The sequence below is a fragment of the Tepidicaulis sp. genome, assembly GCF_965222285.1.
Taxonomy (GTDB): domain Bacteria; phylum Pseudomonadota; class Alphaproteobacteria; order Parvibaculales; family Parvibaculaceae; genus Tepidicaulis.
On record NZ_OZ244942.1, the window covers coordinates 1,824,593 to 1,843,339 of the forward strand.

General features: G+C 59.6%; 20 protein-coding genes and 1 tRNA gene. 8 read left to right on the top strand and 13 right to left on the bottom strand.

The features are described from left to right. Positions 1–6: 6 nt before the first annotated feature. The 3 genes from ACOQOT_RS08640 to ACOQOT_RS08650 all read right to left on the bottom strand — a co-directional run bounded on the left by ACOQOT_RS08640 (position 7) and on the right by ACOQOT_RS08650 (position 2,731). Positions 7–687 (bottom strand): hypothetical protein, encoded by a 681-nt coding sequence (locus ACOQOT_RS08640; protein WP_420558906.1) that lies wholly within the window; start codon positions 685–687, stop codon positions 7–9. A 459-nt stretch (positions 688–1,146) separates the two neighbouring features. Beyond that, positions 1,147–2,295: a thiolase family protein gene (locus ACOQOT_RS08645; protein WP_420558907.1), complete on the bottom strand. Its 1,149-nt coding sequence runs from the start codon at positions 2,293–2,295 to the stop codon at positions 1,147–1,149. 13 nt (positions 2,296–2,308) lie between these two features. After that, positions 2,309–2,731, bottom strand: coding sequence for a Zn-ribbon domain-containing OB-fold protein (locus ACOQOT_RS08650; RefSeq protein WP_420558908.1), 423 nt, complete (start codon positions 2,729–2,731; stop codon positions 2,309–2,311). A 227-nt stretch (positions 2,732–2,958) separates the two neighbouring features. Between ACOQOT_RS08650 and ACOQOT_RS08655 the strand changes: the two genes are divergently transcribed. Further along, a complete protein-coding gene (locus tag ACOQOT_RS08655; RefSeq protein ID WP_420558909.1) occupies positions 2,959–3,462 on the top strand; it encodes an MgtC/SapB family protein in 504 nt (167 codons plus the stop codon). A 108-nt stretch (positions 3,463–3,570) separates the two neighbouring features. Further along, positions 3,571–3,966 carry a VOC family protein gene (locus ACOQOT_RS08660; protein WP_420558910.1) on the top strand — a complete coding sequence of 132 codons (396 nt, stop codon included), beginning with the start codon at positions 3,571–3,573 and terminating at the stop codon, positions 3,964–3,966. Between the two features lie 68 nt (positions 3,967–4,034). Here ACOQOT_RS08660 and ACOQOT_RS08665 read toward each other — a convergent pair. Together ACOQOT_RS08665 and ACOQOT_RS08670 are read right to left on the bottom strand one after the other, a co-directional pair. Continuing rightward, positions 4,035–4,125, bottom strand: a tRNA-Ser gene (locus ACOQOT_RS08665). A 304-nt stretch (positions 4,126–4,429) separates the two neighbouring features. Then, positions 4,430–5,263 carry a hypothetical protein gene (locus ACOQOT_RS08670; protein ID WP_420558911.1) on the bottom strand — a complete coding sequence of 278 codons (834 nt, stop codon included), beginning with the start codon at positions 5,261–5,263 and terminating at the stop codon, positions 4,430–4,432. A gap of 208 nt (positions 5,264–5,471) precedes the next feature. Here ACOQOT_RS08670 and ACOQOT_RS08675 point away from each other — a divergent pair, with 208 nt between their 5' ends. The 4 genes from ACOQOT_RS08675 (at position 5,472) to ACOQOT_RS08690 (ending at position 9,963) form a co-directional block, all read left to right on the top strand. Beyond that, the gene (locus ACOQOT_RS08675) at positions 5,472–5,882 is read left to right on the top strand and encodes a DUF2946 family protein (protein WP_420558912.1); all 411 of its coding nucleotides are present in this window, start codon (positions 5,472–5,474) and stop codon (positions 5,880–5,882) included. Between the two features lie 54 nt (positions 5,883–5,936). After that, complete coding sequence (locus tag ACOQOT_RS08680) at positions 5,937–6,485, top strand: YcnI family protein (RefSeq protein ID WP_420558913.1); 549 nt, start codon at positions 5,937–5,939, stop codon at positions 6,483–6,485. A 17-nt stretch (positions 6,486–6,502) separates the two neighbouring features. Continuing rightward, positions 6,503–8,587, top strand: coding sequence for a TonB-dependent receptor family protein (locus ACOQOT_RS08685; protein ID WP_420558914.1), 2,085 nt, complete (start codon positions 6,503–6,505; stop codon positions 8,585–8,587). A 194-nt stretch (positions 8,588–8,781) separates the two neighbouring features. Beyond that, positions 8,782–9,963 carry a multidrug effflux MFS transporter gene (locus ACOQOT_RS08690; RefSeq protein ID WP_420558915.1) on the top strand — a complete coding sequence of 394 codons (1,182 nt, stop codon included), beginning with the start codon at positions 8,782–8,784 and terminating at the stop codon, positions 9,961–9,963. A gap of 2 nt (positions 9,964–9,965) precedes the next feature. On the opposite strand, the gene tesB is transcribed toward ACOQOT_RS08690, so the two are convergent. The 8 genes from tesB to gatC all read right to left on the bottom strand — a co-directional run bounded on the left by tesB (position 9,966) and on the right by gatC (position 16,944). Continuing rightward, positions 9,966–10,841 (bottom strand): acyl-CoA thioesterase II, encoded by an 876-nt coding sequence (gene tesB, locus ACOQOT_RS08695; protein ID WP_420558916.1) that lies wholly within the window; start codon positions 10,839–10,841, stop codon positions 9,966–9,968. 231 nt (positions 10,842–11,072) lie between these two features. After that, on the bottom strand, positions 11,073–11,342 hold the full coding sequence (locus ACOQOT_RS08700; protein WP_121879367.1) for an SEL1-like repeat protein: 270 nt from the start codon (positions 11,340–11,342) through the stop codon (positions 11,073–11,075). 170 nt (positions 11,343–11,512) lie between these two features. Then, positions 11,513–12,139, bottom strand: a complete 627-nt coding sequence (locus tag ACOQOT_RS08705; RefSeq protein WP_420558917.1) for a glutathione S-transferase N-terminal domain-containing protein — start codon at positions 12,137–12,139, stop codon at positions 11,513–11,515. 117 nt (positions 12,140–12,256) lie between these two features. Further along, positions 12,257–12,565, bottom strand: coding sequence for a hypothetical protein (locus ACOQOT_RS08710; RefSeq protein WP_420558918.1), 309 nt, complete (start codon positions 12,563–12,565; stop codon positions 12,257–12,259). A gap of 452 nt (positions 12,566–13,017) precedes the next feature. Continuing rightward, positions 13,018–13,464 carry a hypothetical protein gene (locus ACOQOT_RS08715; RefSeq protein WP_420558919.1) on the bottom strand — a complete coding sequence of 149 codons (447 nt, stop codon included), beginning with the start codon at positions 13,462–13,464 and terminating at the stop codon, positions 13,018–13,020. A gap of 223 nt (positions 13,465–13,687) precedes the next feature. Further along, positions 13,688–15,166, bottom strand: coding sequence for an Asp-tRNA(Asn)/Glu-tRNA(Gln) amidotransferase subunit GatB (gene gatB, locus ACOQOT_RS08720; RefSeq protein WP_420558920.1), 1,479 nt, complete (start codon positions 15,164–15,166; stop codon positions 13,688–13,690). A gap of 2 nt (positions 15,167–15,168) precedes the next feature. After that, a complete protein-coding gene (gene gatA / locus ACOQOT_RS08725; protein WP_420558921.1) occupies positions 15,169–16,647 on the bottom strand; it encodes an Asp-tRNA(Asn)/Glu-tRNA(Gln) amidotransferase subunit GatA in 1,479 nt (492 codons plus the stop codon). A 9-nt stretch (positions 16,648–16,656) separates the two neighbouring features. Further along, positions 16,657–16,944 carry an Asp-tRNA(Asn)/Glu-tRNA(Gln) amidotransferase subunit GatC gene (gatC, locus tag ACOQOT_RS08730; RefSeq protein ID WP_045442928.1) on the bottom strand — a complete coding sequence of 96 codons (288 nt, stop codon included), beginning with the start codon at positions 16,942–16,944 and terminating at the stop codon, positions 16,657–16,659. Positions 16,945–17,152: 208 nt separating this feature from the next. Here gatC and ruvX point away from each other — a divergent pair, with 208 nt between their 5' ends. Continuing rightward, entirely contained in the window at positions 17,153–17,623 is a 471-nt protein-coding gene (gene ruvX / locus ACOQOT_RS08735) for a Holliday junction resolvase RuvX (protein ID WP_121879371.1), read from the top strand. A gap of 84 nt (positions 17,624–17,707) precedes the next feature. Further along, entirely contained in the window at positions 17,708–18,622 is a 915-nt protein-coding gene (locus ACOQOT_RS08740) for an AEC family transporter (RefSeq protein ID WP_420558922.1), read from the top strand. The last annotated feature ends 125 nt before the right edge of the window (positions 18,623–18,747 follow it).

The following is an 18,747-nucleotide window of genomic DNA, read 5'->3' on the forward strand; positions in this document are numbered from 1 at the left end:
CGGCCTTCATCGTTTCACTTTCAGCATCATGCGGGCCCCAAGCTGAAACTCAAAGGGAACTCTAACCGTCTCGCAAACGTAGCCTTCCTGCCTCAGCCGCTTCATCACGCAAGGCAGATGGCTTGATGGGCGCCCATCAAGATTGAACAGCGGAAAGATGCGCACTTCCCCCGCCACGCGCGCAAGCTCCTTGACCGCGCGCAGATGAAAGGCGGCATCGAGATCGTCCCCGTAAAGAAAGAGAAGATGCGAGCAAAGCGCGAGATGGAACGTGCCGTCGGCAAAAGGAAGCGCAGGCAGCGAGGCGGCTATATAACGCTCCGACGCGCGGGCACGGTCCGCCATGAAGGCCTGCAAGGCTTCTTCCCTTAAGGTTTCAAGCGCGCTTTCGCTGCCATAGGTTTTCCAGTTGAAGCGCTCCTTCGCCTCCCGCATCGCCTTGCGCATCGGCGCGCGTGCCGCTTCGAAACGCGCGGCGATATCGGCGCTCGCCTCGGCATAAAGCGGATCGGCGGCAAGCCCCTGCCCGCCGCGCGCGCAAAGCTCGCCCGTAAAGGAGGACGGCCCCGCGCCCACATCGAGCACGGGCCCGGCAAGCGCCGCCGCATCCAGCGCGAAAAACGCTTCATATTCCTTGAACTTGCGCCCCCAGGGCACGATCCCCGGCAGCTCGAACTTGGCATTCATTGCCCTTCCTCCTGCAAAACCGCAAGGCAGAACCGCATGGCAGGGCAGCGCCAACAAAAAAGCCGCCCCGAAAGGCGGCCCGAACTTCAGATATGCGACACGCGCACGCGAAGGAGACCGCCTAAAAGGCGGTCCACCAAAGACCGGCAACGCGGCCGGCCGGAACGATCATGGTGCGTGCGTTTATCATGGGACGGAGAATAGCCGCGGCGGCGCGCTTTGCAAGGACGAATTGCGCCGCCTTTGTGGAGCGGCTTGCCCATGCACTTAGCACTACCTCAGATGGACCCCGGCACGGGGGCCGGGGTGACACGTGAGTGTGGCGCAGGGCCCTGCCTTTTACCAAAGCTGTCACCCCGGGCTTGTCCCGGGGTCCACGCAGCTTCAAGGCATTTCACGAAGCCGAAAAGAAAAAGGCCGCTCCCGGAGGAGCGGCCCCTGCCTTGAGGTTCCAGAACCTTACGGCTTTTCGAGAATATGGATGGCGGCGGCATTGCCCATGCCCACCACATGGGTCATGCCCATGCGTGCGCCTTCCACCTGGCGCTTGCCGGCCTTACCTCTGAGATGCGTGACGATCTCATAGACATTGGCGATGCCCGTCGCGCCCAAAGGATGGCCCTTGGACAGAAGCCCGCCGGAGACATTGACCGGAATCTTGCCGCCCAGTGCGGTTGCACCCGTGTCGATCATCTTGCCTGCTTCCCCGTCCTTGCAGAGGCCGAGATTTTCGTAGTGCAAAATTTCCGCCGTGGCGAAACAGTCATGCAGCTCGACAAGGTTGAGGTCTTCCGGCCCAACGCCCGCCATCTCATAAGCCTGTTGCGCGGCCATGCGCGTGCAGGTCGAAAAGTCCGGCATCACAAGGTCGCGGTCGGTGAAGGGATCGGAGGTAAGCGCAGACGCGCGCACTTTGATCGCCCGGTCCATGAGGCCGAGTTCCTTCACCTTCTTTTCCGAACAGAGCACGGCGGCGGCGGAGCCGTCCACATTCACCGAGCACATCAGCTTGGTGTTGGGATAAGAGATCATCTCCGCACCCATCACTTCTTCAAGCGGCGTTTCCTTCTGATACATCGCCTTGTCGTTCATGGTGGAGTGGTGATGGTTTTTCACCGCCACCTTGGCGAACTGCTCGAAGCTCGTGCCGTGCTTCTTGTGGTGCTCCATGCCAAGCTCGGCAAAGACCGTCGGCATGGTGCCCGAGCCCAGAAGCCCTTCGGTGGGAATGCCCTTATCGCTTCCCCCGCCGCCGAGAAGCCCGCGGCCCATCTGCTCGACGCCGACCGCAAGCACGAGATCGTACAGCCCCGCCTTGATCGCGATCCAACCTTCGCGGAACGCGGTCGCGCCCGTGGCGCAGGCATTTGCCGTATTTACCACCGGAATGCCCGTCTGGCCGATCTGGTGCAGAATGCGCTGGCCCACCATGCCGCTTGCCTGGAAGAGGTTGCCGCAATAAAGCGCCTGCATGTCCTTGATGCCGAGCCCGGCATCATCGAGCGCCGAGAGTGCGGCTTCCGCGCCCAGGTCCGGCACCGTGCGGTCCGGGAAGCGGCCGAATTTGATCATATCCGTGCCAATGACATAAACGTCGTCTTTGCTCATGGGTTAAGCCTCCTCACGCCGCCGGTTGAAAGAAATAGGAAATATAGTGGTTGCCCTGTTTGTCGGTGCGGCCCGCATCTTTGAAGACCACATCGACATCCATCCCCATTTTGATTTTCGCAGGATCGGGCTCGATATTAATGAGATTGCCTTTCACCGTGCCGCCGCCTTCAATGTCCACCACGGCGGAAACGAAAGGCACTTCCACGCCGGGGAAGGAGCGGTAAACGATCGTGTAGGAATAGAGCTTGCCTTTATTCGGCAGCTTCACCGCTTCCATCTTGTTGCGGGCAAAACATTTCGAGCAGACATGGCGCGCGCCGATAAAGACGGTGCCGCAATTGCCGCATTTATGCCCTTCGAGATATGGCTCGCCATTCGCCGGCAGTTTGACGTAGTCCGTCACCGGGCGCAGCTCGCTCGCCGCTTCACTCATCGCTTTCTCCCCTTGTACTTGTTCTTGGCGGTTGTTCTTGTCGCTATTCGTTAGGGCATGGCCCTTGCGCGGCAGACGCCGCTTGTTTCTGGCGGAACTTTACCACCTTCGATAGCGCTGTCATCAAGGCGCGAAAACACGTCGCGGCAGCAAGGGTTTATGTATGTCTGAAGAAAGCCGCCTGCCCGTGAAACGGAACCAAGACGGCAAGGCATCGTTTCTGCGGCATGATGGAAACACTCGCCGGCCAGTTCGAAACCTATCTGCCGCCCGCCGAAATCGCCCTGCGCACGGTCTCGGCATTGGTGCTTGGCACGTTGATCGGGCTCGAACGGGAGCTGCGGCAAAAACCGGCGGGCCTGCGCACCTGCATGCTGGTGGCGCTGACCTCGGCCGCCTTCGTCGTCGGCAGTATCGAACTTTCCATGCGCCTTGCCGATGACGGGCCGGATTTCAATCTCGACCCCTTGCGCGCCATCGAGGCGATCGTGACCGGTATCGCCTTTCTCGGCGCGGGCGCCATCCTGCAATCGGGCGGGCATGTGCGCGGGCTAACCACGGGCGCGAGCATCTGGCTCACCGGCGCCATCGGCCTCATCGCGGGCGCGGGCCAGGTTCTCTTCGCCCTCTTCGTCGCCCTGCTCGGCCTCTTCGTCCTTCATCTCATGGGCCGCATCGAGCACCGCTGGGTGAAAACGAAAGACGGCGAGGAGCAATCCAGCAGCAAATAAAACTCTTTGCGATTGGCGCTTTCCAACGGGCAAGCGGTCGAACCCCACTCCGCCTCCCGCTAAGATGCCGCCCCGAACAACACACTCACCAGCCTCAAGGGGAAGCGCATGTCAAAAGTCAAAACGCATATGATGTTTCAAGGCGAGGCGGAAAACGCCGTCAGACTTTATGCGTCCGTTTTCAGCGATTTTCAGGTGGGCGACATCGAACGCTATGTGGAAGGGGAACCGGGGCCCACCGGCGCCTTCAAAACCGCGCCTGTTTCCTTCGCAGGCCATGAACTGATCATCTTCGACAGCCCGCCCATGCATGACTTCACTTTCACCCCCTCCATCTCGCTCTATGTCGATCTTGAAACGGCGGAAGAAATCGAGGCGGCCTTCGCCAAATTGTCGGAGGGCGGCCAGGTCATGATGCCGCTGGACGATTACGGCTTCAGCCAGCGCTTCGGCTGGCTCGCCGACCGCTACGGCGTTTCCTGGCAGCTCAACTTGCCGGCCTAGCCGCGTGTGATGACAAGAACCGAGTCTCAACCGCAGGCTGGAAACAGAACAGAAAATGTGGGGGAAGATGGCGGAGAGGATGGGATTCGAACCCACGAGACGCTTTTGACGTCTACTCCCTTAGCAGGGGAGCGCCTTCGACCACTCGGCCACCTCTCCGCCGCCGTGTATGCCGCAGAAATCTTGGCCTTTCAAGCCGAAACTGGCCCCTTTCCCGTTTTTCTGACCTTGCAGGATCGTGCAGAACCTTGCAGGAACGTGCAGGATCGCGCTCAAATTTGCTGGGGAATCCGCGGGGATTCTGTTCTCATCCCGTTCCCACAATACGGTCTACTTCATGCCAGAACGCTCGCCTTACGTAAGATCAGCGAGAGCCGCCGCCCGCGCGGGCAATGCCGCGGGACGCCCGGATCACAGCTAACGAAGCAAGTGCCAGTTTGAGTCGTACCGCATGAATCGCCTGTTAGAAATTTCGGCAGGCATCCAAATCGACTTCGATAGGAAATACCTTCTCTCCCGTTCTTAAAGTCATGTGGGCGAGGAGATACTGAATTTCCTCATCGTGACGCACAGCCCGCTTCACTGCTAACGACGGGTAGATGACTAACCCTAAATGATAATCAAGTGGAATGAGGTACTTTAACTTCTCCTGTTCCTGCGCAGTTAGGCTGTTGTAGTACTCTGCAGCAGCAACGCAATCTGCCGCTCTCGGGTCAACTATTTGCGGTTGGTCATTATAAACTATTCGCCATTCAGACTCTGAGTAGAGCTCATAGTGGAACTTATTGTCATTTAGTCGACTATCTATTTCGTGCATCGGCTTGAAGAAATTCAGCAGCACCTTGTTCTTTAAGTCAGATTTACATGCCTCCAAAAGCACATCCTGAACAACAGACGGATCGCCAAAGTAGACCATTGGCCGCCCTCCTCGTTTGAAAAGAAAAAATCTTTTCAGTCCGATGCCCAACCGGCCAAACTTGCGTGCATGTCTACGAGCTAATGAGACTCTAAGTTCGGTAAAACAAGTTTGCGGGGCCTTGGCGGCGCCTAAAGTGGGGTCAAAAAGAGGATCTTCAGTCATCCACAAGCCATGCTTGAGGATATTTCTAAACCGCTCGACATATCGTTCTGTAAATTCACCTTCGGTGCGCGACGAGGCCTTTTCATACCAAGGCTCTTTATCATCCTCGCCAGCTGCTTGGGCAGCGACTGCATTAGCATCTTGGTCGATATCACGCCCGGTCCAGTGAATCAGAAAATCTGAGTGCACTGCATAGTCAAAAGCTCGGTTATCCATTCCCCTCACCCGCTAATTTCCTAATAACCTAAATCATGACACAGCTTCATATTTTAACCTGCACAAGGAAATCTCCAAGAATCCGCGGCATCCGGTTACAGAACAAACCCTTTGCCCACCTTCCCAGCGCTAAACATCAATCACAATCGCATGATCGCCGGGCGATTCCCGCTCGCCCTTGGCGGGAACTGTGGGTAGGTTGGCGGCCATGACGCAAGCTGCCCGCCATATGAAACGGGATGCAAAGCGCACAGTCCTTTGGCTGTCGCTTTTCGTGCTGTTTTTGAATGCGCTGCTGCCCGCCGGTTATATGCCCGGCGCGCGGGCGGAGGATGGCAGCTTCACCATCGTCATCTGTTCGGCCTCGGGGCTGAAAACACTGACGCTGGATGCCGCGGGTAACGCCATCTCGCAGGATGAAGACGGCGGGGCGGAAAGCACCGGCTGTCTTTACTGGACTGCGACGGCCCATTACATCGCCGCACCCGAGATCACGCTGACGGCGATGGCCCTGCCCGCCGCTGCATCCCCGCGTGCCCCGCAAGGGCACGGCGTGGTACTGCCGCCTGCCATCGGCCCGCCGCTCGGCGCGCAGGCCCCGCCCTTTTTCCTCATCTGACTGCCGATCTACCGGGGCGCGTACGCGCGCCCGCACTGTCATTTGAGGGACCCAATGTCTAATTCTTCTTTGAAAGCTGCGCTCGGCGCCGCACTTATCGCCCTACCCGCTTTTCTTACCGCTCCGGCCAAGGCGCATATCGTTCTGGAAACCACGAACGCCCCTGCGGACAGCTATTTCCAGGCCACTTTCCTTGCCCCCCATGGCTGCGAAGGCTCGGCCACGACGGGCCTGAGCATCACGCTGCCCGAGGGCACGCTGGTCGCCAAGCCGCAACCGAAACCCGGCTGGCAGCTTGAAATCGTCAAGAAGCCGCTGCCCGAGCCTGTGGAAGGCCCGCATGGGGCGGTCTTTGAGGAAGCGATCGAGGCGATCACCTGGCGGCACGGCAAGCTGCCCGATGCGCAGTTCGATGCCTTCAAAATCCACATGCGGCTTCCAGCAGTGGACAAAGAAACCACGCTCTATTTCCCGGTGCTCCAGACCTGCGAGCAAGGCACCCGCAACTGGAACGAGATTGCGGAGGAAGGCGGCGCGCATCCTGCCTCGCCCGCCCCTGCGCTCACTCTGATGCCCGCGCAAAACGCGCATCACAACCATTAAGCCGCCGGAGAAGACACATGATCCCGACACCCTTCGGGCTGCGCCTTGCCGGCGCCGCCACCCTCAGCCTGTGCGCCGCCCCGGCACTGGCCGAACACACACCGCTCACCCTACCGGGCATCACCGTCTCGGCAGAGGCCGAGCCCTCTCTCACCGTGCCGAGTTTCGAGGCGGCCGAAGAACAGCTCTCGCGCATACCGGGCGCGGTGAAAGCCGTCCCGGCGGAAGATTACAGGGATGGGCGCGCGGCGAACCTCAAAGACGTTCTGGACTTCGTGCCGGGCGTCTTCGTGCAGCCGAAATACGGCCAGGAGGATTTGCGCCTTTCGATCCGCGGCTCGGGCCTTTCTCGCAACTTCCATCTGCGCGGTATCCGCCTTCTCATTGACGGCATTCCGATCAATGAGGCCGATGGCGGGGGCGACCCGCAGGAAATCGATCCGCTGACCTTCCGCTATACCGAGGTCTACCGGGGCGGTAACGCCCTGCAATATGGCGCCGCCTCGCTGGGCGGGGCGATCAATTTCGTCTCCCCCACCGGCTACAATGCACCCGCTTATCTTTCGCGCGTGGAGATCGGCAGCTTCGGCACGAAGCGTGTGCAGCTTGCTGCAGGCGGCGTTGAAGGCAAGTGGGATTATTATGCCAGCCCCACCTATTCCAGCTCCGACGGCTACCGCGATCACACCGAGCAGGATTATCTGCGCTTCTCCGGTAATCTCGGCTACCGGGTGAGCCCTAAGGTCGAAACCCGCTTCTATCTCAATCTCAACACGATCGATCAGGACATCCCGAGCTCGCTGACGAAAGCGCAGGCACTGACCAGCCCGCAAAGCACGCAGACATCGAGCTTCACGCAGGACACGGCCCGCGACATCGATTCCATTCGCGTTGCCAACCGCACCTCGTTCATCCTGGGCGACTGGGATGTGATGCTCGGCGCCTCTTACACGAACAAGGATCTCTTTCACCCGCTCTCTTTCGGCGTGATCGACAATTCCTATGAGAATGCCGGCCTTTACGCGCGCGGCACACAGGAGGGTGAGCTTTTCGGCAACCGCTCGCGGATCACGCTCGGGGCCAATGTCATTGCCGGGATCAATCGGGCGCGCATCTGGCAGAATATCGGCGGCTCGCGCGGCTCCATTCAGTTCAACGATGTGGATGAGAAATCCTACAATTACGAACTTTATGGCGAGATCGAGCACTATCTCACCACCGGCATCGCGCTGATCGCCGGGGCGCAGCTCAATCATTCCATCCGCGAGCTCGACGACAATCAACTCTCCAATGGCAATGACACGGGCCGCAAAACCTTCACGAGTTTCAACCCGAAACTCGGTGTGCTGTGGGATGTGACGGAAGACGCGCAGCTCTTTGCCAATGTCTCCCGCTCGTCCGAGCCGCCGACCTTTTCCGAGCTCAACCCTTCTTCCGCGCCCGGCTTTGCCGATCTCGATCCGCAGGAAGCCTGGACGGCGGAAATCGGCACGCGGGGCGGTAATGAGTGGATCGGTTGGGATCTTTCGCTTTACCGCGCCTGGATCGAGAACGAACTGCAGCTCTTCGTAACGCCGGGCAGCGGCCAGGGCGGCTTTGCGCTCAATGCCGATGAAACCATCCATCAGGGCATCGAGCTCGGGCTCAATGTCAAATTGCTGGACGGCATTTTCGCCGCGCCGGGCGATGACAAGCTCTTCTGGCGTCAGGCTTACACGCTGAACGATTTCCATTTCGACGGCGACGCGGCCTTCGGCGACAACGAGCTGCCGGGCGCGCCGAAGCATTTCCTGCGCACCGAGCTGCGCTATGAGAACGAGGACGGCTTCTACATCGCCCCCAATGCCGAATGGGTGCCGGAGGGCTATCACGTCGACAACGCCAATACGGACGCCTTCAAGACCGAGGATTACGTCATTTACGGCGTCAAAGCCGGCTATGATTTCGGCAACGGCCTCAGCGTCTATGCCGATGGGCGCAACCTCCTCGACCGGACCTATATCTCCAACACCAATGCCCGGCCTGTGGCAACGGCCGCAGACGCGCTCTACAACCCCGGTGACGGGCGCGCGCTTTATGTGGGCATGGAGATCCGTTTTTAAGCGAAAGGCGCGCTCAGCGCCGTGTGTGAGGCATTTATGGGCGGCTCCGGGGTTTCCCGGAGCCGCCCTTTGCATTTTTGCAGCGGTTTTTGCATTGTAGAGGCCGAAGCGCGCCCTTAAGTAACGCGGGACCGGCGCCGCTTTATCTCCGCCCTCAGCCCCTATCCAATCTCGGACCAAATCCCGGAGACGACATGATCTCGACCGCCCGGCTGACCATTCTGCTGGCGATGACGGTGGCGATGGGGCCTTTCGCCATCGACGCTTATCTGCCCTCCTTCCCCCGCATCGCCGAGACGCTGGGCGTGGAGGTGCATGACGTCTCGCTGACCATCTCCGTCTATATGCTGGCCTTCGCCTTCGGGCAGCTTTTCGGCGGGGCCCTTTCGGACAGTTTCGGGCGGCGCTGGGTGATGCTGTCGGGCGTTGCGGTGTTTTCCCTCTCCAGCGTGCTGATCGCCCTTTCAGGCAGCCTCACCGAGCTTTTGATCTGGCGCGCGGCGCAGGCTTTCGGCGCGGGCTTCACCGCGGTCTCCGTTCCTGCCATCGTGCGCGACCGGGCAACGGGCCGGGAAGCGGCAACGCTCTTCTCCCTGATCGGCCTCATCATGATCATCGCGCCGGCCATCGCGCCCACCGTCGGCAGCGCCATTCTGGCCGTCTCCGATTGGCCGATGATCTTCATCTTTCTCGCCGCTTATTCCGCCATGATGATCGTGCTGCTCTGGTTCGGGCTTTTCGCAAGGCTTGAGACGATCAAGCGGGCGCCGCGCGATTACCGCCTGCTGCCCGCCTATCTGGCGGTGCTGAGCAATCCTTCGGCGCTGCGTTTCATCATGATCATCACGCTCGGCTTTTCCTCCATGCTGATCTTCCTGACGCATGCCTCCTACATCTATCAAAAATGGTTCGGCCTTTCGGAGTTTGGTTTCTCGGCGGTCTTCGCGGCGAATATCGCCACCATGGCGGGCTGCAATTTTCTCAACCGCTTTCTTTTAAAGCGAATGGACCCCGATCATATTCTGAAATTCTCCGTGCCCGTTCAGGCGCTCGCCATCGGCGGGCTCGTTGCGGCCGCCGCCTTCGATATCGGTCTTTGGATGTTCGTGCCCTGCATGATGGTGTCCGTCGGCTCGCTCGGCATGATCGGGCCGAATGCGCAGGCCTGCGCCATGCATCATTTCGAGCATCAGGCCGGCACCGCCGCCTCGATCATGGGCTTTACGCAGTTCATGCTGGCAGGGGCAATCAGCGCCGCGTCCGCGCTGGTGCCGGAATCCCTCATCAACATCACGCTTTTCATGGGCGCCTGCGGGTTCTTATGCGCCGCCCTGGCGCTTGCCCCGGCAAAGCCGCTTCACGCGCACCAGCTCTAGCTTTAAGAGCTCTTGCGCGTGCCGTGATAGCGGATCAGCCCTTCCTGGGCGACGGAGGCGGCAAGCTTGCCGTCCCGCGTGAAAATGCTGCCCCGGTTGAAGCCGCGCGCCCCTTGCGAAGTGGGCGCATCCTGCGAGTACAGCATCCACTCATCGACGCTGAAGGGCCGGTGGAACCACATGGCGTGGTCAAGGCTGGCCGATTGCAGCTTGCCGGAAATCCAGCTCACCCCATGCGGGCGCACGCAGGTGTCGAGCAGCGTCATGTCGGAGGCATAGGCAAGCACGCATTGATGGATGCGCAAATCATCCGGCGTCGGCCGCGTGGTCTTGATCCAAACGTTCTGCAGCGGCTCCATCGGCTCCGGCTTGATATAGGCCTGCGGATCGACGGCGCGCACTTCGATGGGGCGCGGGCGGGCAAAATGCGTGGCGATTTCCGGCGGCAGCCGGTCCATGATTTCCTTGCGCCGCTCCCGCTCCGTCGGCAGGTCTTCGGGCTGCGGCACGTCGGGCATCTCCACCTGATGCTCGAAACCTTCTTCCATCACCTGAAAGGAGCTGGCCAGGTTGAAAATCTGCTTGCCGTGCTGAATGGCGACGACGCGGCGCGTCGTAAAGCTCTTGCCGTCCCGCGCCCGGTCCACCTCGTAAAGGATCGGCACTTTGGGATCGCCGGGGCGGATGAAATAAGCATGGAGCGAATGACAGACCCGGTCTTCGGGCACCGTGCGGTAAGCGGCGGAAAGCGCCTGCGCAATCACCTGCCCGCCGAACACGCGCTGCCAGCTTGCATCGGGGCTGTGGCCGCGGAAAAGGTTCTGCTCGATGGCTTCAAGGTCGAGGAGCTCAATGAGATTTTCTGCTGGCAGGGTCATGACCGGCTCTCTTTCTTCATTGTTAACGCGGCGGAAAACGAATCTGGGCGGAAAATACGCGCTTAAACGGCAAGTGTCACGAAGACGTGAGGCCCGCCCGGCCAGGCAAAGCTCCGGGCAAAATAAAAGGCCCGCACGCCGTAGCGTCCGGACCTGTCAAAGCAAAAACATATACGCTTACTTTCTTACTGCTGGCTGGATAGTGTCCGCCAGTCCTATGGATCCACCCTATCAGTGCTGCGAAAGCCACTCCCGTGCCTGGCGCTGAGCGTCGGCAATTTCGTCCGGCGACATATCGCGGGCAATCTCGGTGCGGCAATCGCGGGCGGCATGATTGCCCCGCATGGCCGCAAGATTGAACCACTTATGTGCCGTCACATAGTCGACATCCACACCTTTACCCGTGGCGTAGATCAGCCCCAAACTGTAAAGGGCTTCGCTCTGCCCGCCTTCGGCGGCCATTTCGCATTTCTGAAGGGCATCGATTTGTACACGAGCCATCGTGCCAGCCTCCTCGATGATGCCTCAGGCTCCCATACTCCCTTACTTGGAGGAGCCCCCCGACAAACAAGCAGGACATCCGCCTGCAACGAGGTTAATGAAAAATCCATCGCTTGAAAATTTGGTTAACAAGGATGGATTCTTCATCAGCAGCCGGATTTTTTTGCAAATCAGCTAACGACTGGGACTTTCATGCCACGCTCCACGGCAGGGCGCGCCGCGTTGGCGGCAAGCCAGCGTGAGACGTTATTCCCATCGCCGACAATGTCGCCTTTCAGCGACTTGATCATCTCGAACCCTACGGAAACCCAGGGATAGGTGGCCATATCGGCGATCGAATAGTCCCCGGCCAGATAGTCCGTACGCCCCAATTGATCGTCCATCACCTTCAGAAGACGCGCGGTTTCACCCATATACCGGTCGATCGCATAAGGAATTTTTTCCGGCGCAACATTGGCGAAGTGATTGGCCTGCCCCATCATCGGGCCGATATTCGCCATCTGCCAGAACAGCCATTCAAGCACCTTGGCGCGGCCCTCACCCTCCTTCGGCAGGAACTTGCCCGTCTTCTCCGCGAGATAGACGAGAATAGCGCCGGACTCGAATAAGGAGACGCCCGTCTCCCGGTCGACAATGGCGGGAATTTTCGAATTCGGCGCGATTTTCACGAAGTCCGGTTCGAACTGCGCGCCTTTGGAAATGTCGATTGCATGTGCCTCATAAGGAAGGCCGCATTCTTCCAGCATGACGGAAACCTTGCGGCCGTTCGGCGTGGTCCAGGTGTAAAGATCGATCATTCGTGCCTCCCTCGCCGGGTCCAAAGCCCGGCCGTTTATCGCATTCAACAACTGCGATGGCATATGGGAGGCGGCACGGCCGAACCCAAGGGCTCAGAAGCGTAAGGCACGGACCACTTAGTATTCCACGGTCACTTCGACGTGATGGTGGCGGTGTATCCGGCAGATCAAGGGACGCAGCGCATAGGAACCTGCCGGCAATTCAAAACCGACCGCATCTTCGGGAAAAAGAAAATCGCCGACGATATCGCCATCCTTGTTTACAAGCTGAAAGCCGTAGGTCCCGCCCATCACGCGCACGATCTTGCCGGCCTCGGGCAGGTCGAGCGAGCGGCCCCAAACATTGGCGGTGCCGAACGTGTCGTTCTCCACCCGCGTGCCCGTTGCCGTAACGCGCTCGGCATGGGCAAGAGGTGCTGCAAACAAAGTTGTAGCCAAAAGGCTCGACGCAAAAACCAGACCCCCGACAACCCGCATGACATCCTCTCTCATAACGCTTTAACCGCCCCCGGTGTTACGGCACCGACCCTAGCACAGCCCAGCCAAAGCGCGAAGGTTCTGCCGCTCCGTTTGGATGCAGGTCCCAGCCGATGAAATGAGAGGGAAAATCAGGAAAGAAAACTGAAAGACCGCACCGGATCCGAATGCCGTAATCGGCTTGCCGCTAGGTCCATCCGGTATGGCGATCACCGGCACCCGGGAATTCGGCGCGATCTTCAGTTTTATGAGGCCGGAGCGCCCGCCCTTTAAAGGCTGAGGTGTTCCGCCTTGCCTGCCTTCCGGAAGTTCCGCCGCATTGGAAGTGCCGGAGGGTCAGACTGTCCTATGCCGCTGCCGCGCCGCGCCCTAAGGCGCGGCGGGACATTGCATGGCGGCTATTACTTCTTCTTGCGCGCAACCTTACGCTTGGCAGCAGCCTTGCGCTTGGGAGCGGCTTTCTTCTTGGCCGCAGCCTTACGCTTGGGAGCTGCCTTCTTCTTGGCAGCGGTCTTGCGCTTCGGAGCTGCCTTTTTCTTAGCAGCGGTTTTCTTCTTGGCAGCCGTTTTCTTTTTAGCGGCTGTCTTGCGCTTCGGAGCGGCTTTCTTCTTAGCAGCCGTTTTCTTCTTGGCTGCAGTCTTCCGCTTCGGAGCTGCTTTCTTCTTCGCGGCGGTTTTCCGCTTAGCCGCCGTTTTCTTGGCAGCGGTCTTCTTCTTGGCCGCTGTCTTGCGCTTAGCAACCGTCTTACGCTTCGGGGCCGTCTTCTTGGCCGTGCGTTTCACTGCTGCTTTTTTCTTGGCCGCCGTTTTCTTTTTGGCGGTGGTCTTCCGTTTAGCTGTAGTAGCCATTGTCCATATCGCTCCTGATGTGCCGTTTCCTGTGACGACGTAAATTTAGGACCTAACGCACATACTTTAGTGAGCGCCCCCAATTAAAGGACGCAGACACCCATACTATGGTTGTCTCCTCTTGACTCGGCAACACTTTGATGCACGCAAGTGTTAGCGAGTCTGCAACACATTCAGAAAAATGTGTTTACAAACGGTTCACTTCAGAAGCGGAAAAACATCTTCAGTTATCGGAAGACACACCCAATTTTTCGGCGAGCAATTCATTCACGGTTTGCGGATTCGCCTTTCCTGACGTGGATTTCATGACTTGTCCGACAAACCAGCCGATCATTTTCGGCTTCTCTTTTACCTGCTCAACTTTATCCGGATTGGCTGCGATAACCTCGTCGACAGCCTTCTCGATGGCGCCTGTATCGGTCACCTGACGAAGGCCTTTTTCTTCGACAATTTTCGCCGGATCGTCGCCGGAATCGAACATTAGCTCGAAAACTTCCTTAGCGATTCGCCCGGAGATGGTTCCATCCTGGATGAGATTAATGAGCTCGGAGAGCTGTTTTGCGCTCACCGGAGAGCTCTCGATCGCAAGTCCGGCCTTGTTGAGCGCACCGAAAAAATCACCCGTCACCCAGTTCGCCGCCGCTTTCGGATCGCTCGTTTCGGCAACTTCTTCATAGAAAGAAGCGATGGCTTTTTCCGAGACGAGCACGCTCGCGTCATAGGGCGAAAGCGCATATTCGCGGATGAAACGCTCACGCTTTTCATCGGGAAGTTCCGGCAGATCTTTGGCAATTTCATCGACCCATTCCTGGCTGAAAACCAGCGGCAGAAGGTCGGGATCGGGGAAATAACGGTAGTCATGCGCTTCTTCTTTCGAGCGCATGGACCGCGTTTTGCCCGTTTTAATGTCGAAGAGACGCGTTTCCTGGTCCACCGTGCCGCCATCTTCGATCAAATCGATCTGCCGGCGCGCTTCATATTCGATGGCAAGGCCGACAAAGCGGATCGAGTTGACGTTCTTGATCTCGCAGCGCGTGCCGAATTCATCTCCCGGCTTGCGTACGGACACATTCACGTCCGCGCGCATCGACCCCTGCTCCATATTGCCGTCGCAGGTACCAAGATACCGCAAAATCGCCCGCAATTTCCGCACGAAGGCCTGCGCTTCTTCCGAAGAACGCATATCCGGCTTCGTCACGATCTCCATCAGCGCCACACCGGAGCGGTTGAGATCGACAAAGCTCATGGAAGGGTGCTGGTCGTGCACGCTTTTGCCCGCGTCCTGCTCCATATGCAGCCGCTCGATGCCGACGGTTTTCATTTCACCGCCCGGCAGATCGATCAGCACCGCCCCTTCCCCGACGATCGGGTGTTTGTACTGGGAAATCTGATAGCCCTGCGGCAGGTCCGGATAGAAATAATTCTTCCGGTCGAAGACGGAGCGCAGATTGATCTGCGCTTTCAGACCGAGGCCCGTGCGCACCGCCTGCTCGACGCATTTCTTGTTGATCACCGGCAACATGCCCGGCATCGCCGCATCAACGAGCGAGACGTTCTGGTTTTGCTCGGCGCCGAATTCCGTCGAAGCGCCGGAGAAGAGTTTGGCGTTGGAGGAAATCTGGGCGTGAACCTCAAGTCCGATCACCACTTCCCAGGCGCCCGTCGCCCCTTCGATCAGTTTGCTTGCAGCTTCTTGCGTCATGATCAGGCCCTCCACCAGGCGTCAGGCTCGGCATTGAAGCCGGCGGCCTCTTCCAGCACACCTGCGGTGCGCAGCAACGTTTCTTCATCAAAGGCGCGGCCGATAAGCTGCAGCCCAAGCGGCAATCCTCTGGCGCTGAGCCCGGCAGGCAGCGAAATGCCCGGCAGGCCGGCAAGGTTCACCGTTACCGTGAAAACATCATTGAGATACATGGACAAGGGATCGTCCGTTTTCTCGCCAATGCCGAATGCGTCCGACGGCGCGGTCGGCGTCAGCAGCACATCCACTTTCTCATAGGCTTGTTTGAAGTCCTGCGCGATGAGCGTGCGGATCTTCTGCGCCTTGATGTAATAGGCATCGTAATAACCTGCGGAGAGAACATAGGTGCCGATCAACACGCGGCGCTTCACTTCCGCGCCGAACCCGGCTGCCCGCGTCTTCTCATACATGTCCGTAATGTCGTTGCCTTCCACGCGCAGCCCGTAGCGCACGCCGTCATAGCGCGCGAGGTTGGACGAGGCTTCGGCAGGCGCCACGATGTAATAAGCAGGCAGCGCATATTTCGTATGCGGCAGCGAGACATCGACAATCTCCGCGCCCGCCGCTTTCAGCCAGTCGATCCCTTGGGTCCAGAGCTTTTCGATTTCCTCGGGCATCCCCTCCACGCGGTATTCGCGCGGAATGCCGACTTTGAGGCCCTTGATGTCCCCGGTCAGTGCCTTTTCGAAATCGGGCACCGGCTGATTAACGCTGGTGGAATCCTTCGGGTCATGGCCCGACATGGATTTCAGCATGATCGCCGCGTCCTTCACCGTGCGGGTGATAGGCCCTGCCTGATCGAGTGAAGACGCGAAGGCGACGATGCCCCAGCGCGAGCAGCGCCCGTAAGTCGGCTTGATGCCCACGGTGCCGGTAAAGGCGGCGGGCTGGCGGATCGAGCCGCCCGTATCCGTCGCCGTTGCCGCAAGCGCCGTGCGCGCGGCCACCGCAGCCGAAGAGCCGCCGGAAGAACCGCCGGGCACAAGCGCTTTATCCTCGCCCTTGCCCTTCCACGGGTTCGTCACCGATCCGTAATAGCTCGTCTCATTGGAGGAGCCCATGGCGAATTCGTCATTATTGAGTTTGCCGAGCATCACCGCCCCGTCGCGCCAAAGCTGGCTCGTCACGGTAGATTCATAAGTCGGCGTGAAGCCGTCCAGAATGTGGCTGCAGGCCGTGGTGCGCACGCCCTCAGTGCAGAACAGGTCCTTGATGCCGAGCGGAATGCCTTCCAGCGGCCCGCCCTCGCCCTTTTGCAGCCGCGCGTCGGACGCCTTGGCCATCTCGGCGGCCTTCTCGGCGGTTTCCAGCACATAAGCATTGAGCGACCGCGCGCCTTCCATCTCTTTGATGTAAGCGCCGGTCAGCTCGCTCGAGGTGATTTCCTTGGCTTTCAGCTTGTCGCGCGCTTCGGCCAGGGTGAGTTTTGTCAGATCCGTCATGCCGCGCTCCTATTCCACAACCTTGGGGACGGCAAAAAAGCCGTCATCGGCGCCTGGCGCGTTCTTCGTCACCTGGTCCTGAATATTGCCATCGGTCACGACATCCTCGCGCATCGGCAAAGCCAGATTCTCGACGCTCGCCATCGGCTCGACATTGTCCGTATTCACTTCGCCAAGCTGCTCCACCCAATCGAGAATGGAGGACAGCTCCTTGGCAAGCGGAGCGACTTCTTCATCCGTAACGGCAATGCGCGCAAGCCGCGCAATGTGCCGGACCGTGTTCTGATCGACCGACATGGGCCTCTCTCTTTCGAAGGTTTAAGGAAACGGGCAAGATCACGCGGGAGGGACCCCGTATCATCTTGATTTGGCGCGGAAAATAACAAAGCGGGCAGGTCCGGGCAACCGGCGCGGCAGCCCGCCCCCGGCAGGCGCTTCAAGGTGTACAGCAAAACCTGCCAAATGGTGATTTACAATTCCTCACCGGAGGGCTACCGATCCTGCCATGACAGCGGAAATATTGAGCATCGAGGAGTTTGCGGCCAAAACGCGGCCCGGAAAGGCGCTTTTGGGCCTCGATCTCGGCACCCGCACCATCGGCGTCGCGCTTTCAAACGGCCTTTGGAACATCGCCAGCCCGCTTGAAACCATCAAACGCACGAAATTCACCGCCGATGCCGCCCGCCTTCTGGAGCTGATTGCGGAGAATAATGTCGGCGCGCTCATTCTGGGCCTGCCCCTCAATATGGATGGCAGCGAGGGCCCGCGCGCCCAGTCCACCCGCGCCTTCGCCCGAAACCTCGCGCAAAAGACCGAGTGCCCCATCGTCTTCTGGGATGAGCGGCTTTCCACCGTCGCCGTCACCCGCACGCTGCTGGATGCCGATGCGAGCCGCAAGAGGCGCGGTGAAGTCGTCGATAAAATGGCCGCCGCCTACATCCTGCAAGGCGCCCTCGACCGCCTCGCCCGGCTTTAAGAGCCCTGGCCACCTCTGGACCCGCAATAAGTGCTCTGCTAGAGCACAGCATTCCCTTGCGGCGCCTGCCTTGAAAGAAGAGCCATGGAAGCGATCCTCAATTCCCTCATTCCCGTCTTTCTGGTGATCGCGCTCGGCGCCGTCATCAAGCGCATCGGCTTTCTGGATGAAGGGCTCTGGGCGCCGCTCGACCGGCTGACCTATTACGTCTTCTTTCCCGCGCTGCTGCTGCACACGCTGGCAACCGCCGACCTTGCCAATTTCGATGTCTGGCCCATGGCCTATGCGCTCTGGGGCGGGCTCTTTTCCATGGTGGCGATCCTCATGGTGCTGCGGGTGACGACAAAGCTCACCGGCCCGCAATTCGCCTCCGTCTTTCAGGGCGCGGCGCGCTGGAACGGTTTCGTCGCTCTTGCCGCCATCGGCCAGCTTTACGGGCCCGAGGGCGTAACCCTTGCCGCCGTCTCCTTCGCCGTGCTGGTGCCGACGGTAAACGTGCTCTCCGTGCTCATTCTCACCCGCTATGCCGGCGACACGCCGGCCGGCATGGGCACGGTGCTGAAACTCCTGTCAAAAAACCCGCTCATTCTTGCCTGCGCGGCAGGCATTGCGCTTAACGCGACGCATATCGGCCTGCCGGGACCACTCGCCACCACCGCCGATATTCTGGGCAAGGCGGCGCTCACCATCGGCCTCATCGCCATTGGGGCGGGGCTTAAATGGCACGAAGCGCTCGCGCATAAATGGATCGTGCTACTGACAAGCGCCTTGAAGCTCGCGGTGATGCCCGCGCTCATGCTTGGCTGGTGCATCTTCTTCGACGTAACGGGCCTGCCGCGCCTCGTCGTTCTTCTGTGCGGCGCGGTGCCGGGGGCTACCTCCTCTTACATCCTCGCCCGCCAGCTTGGCGGCGATGCAAGCCTGATGGCGAGCCTGATTACCGGCGGCACGATCCTGGCGGCGGTTACGATGCCGGTAATTTTGTGGCTGGCGAGTTAACCCATCTCACGTCGTCACCCCGGGCTTGACCTGAGGGTCCGTCCGGCAGCTCAGCTTGTAGCCACCTTCCTGTGGACCCCGGGACAAGCCCGGGGTGACAGGTGTTGGCTATCGCAATGCGGTGC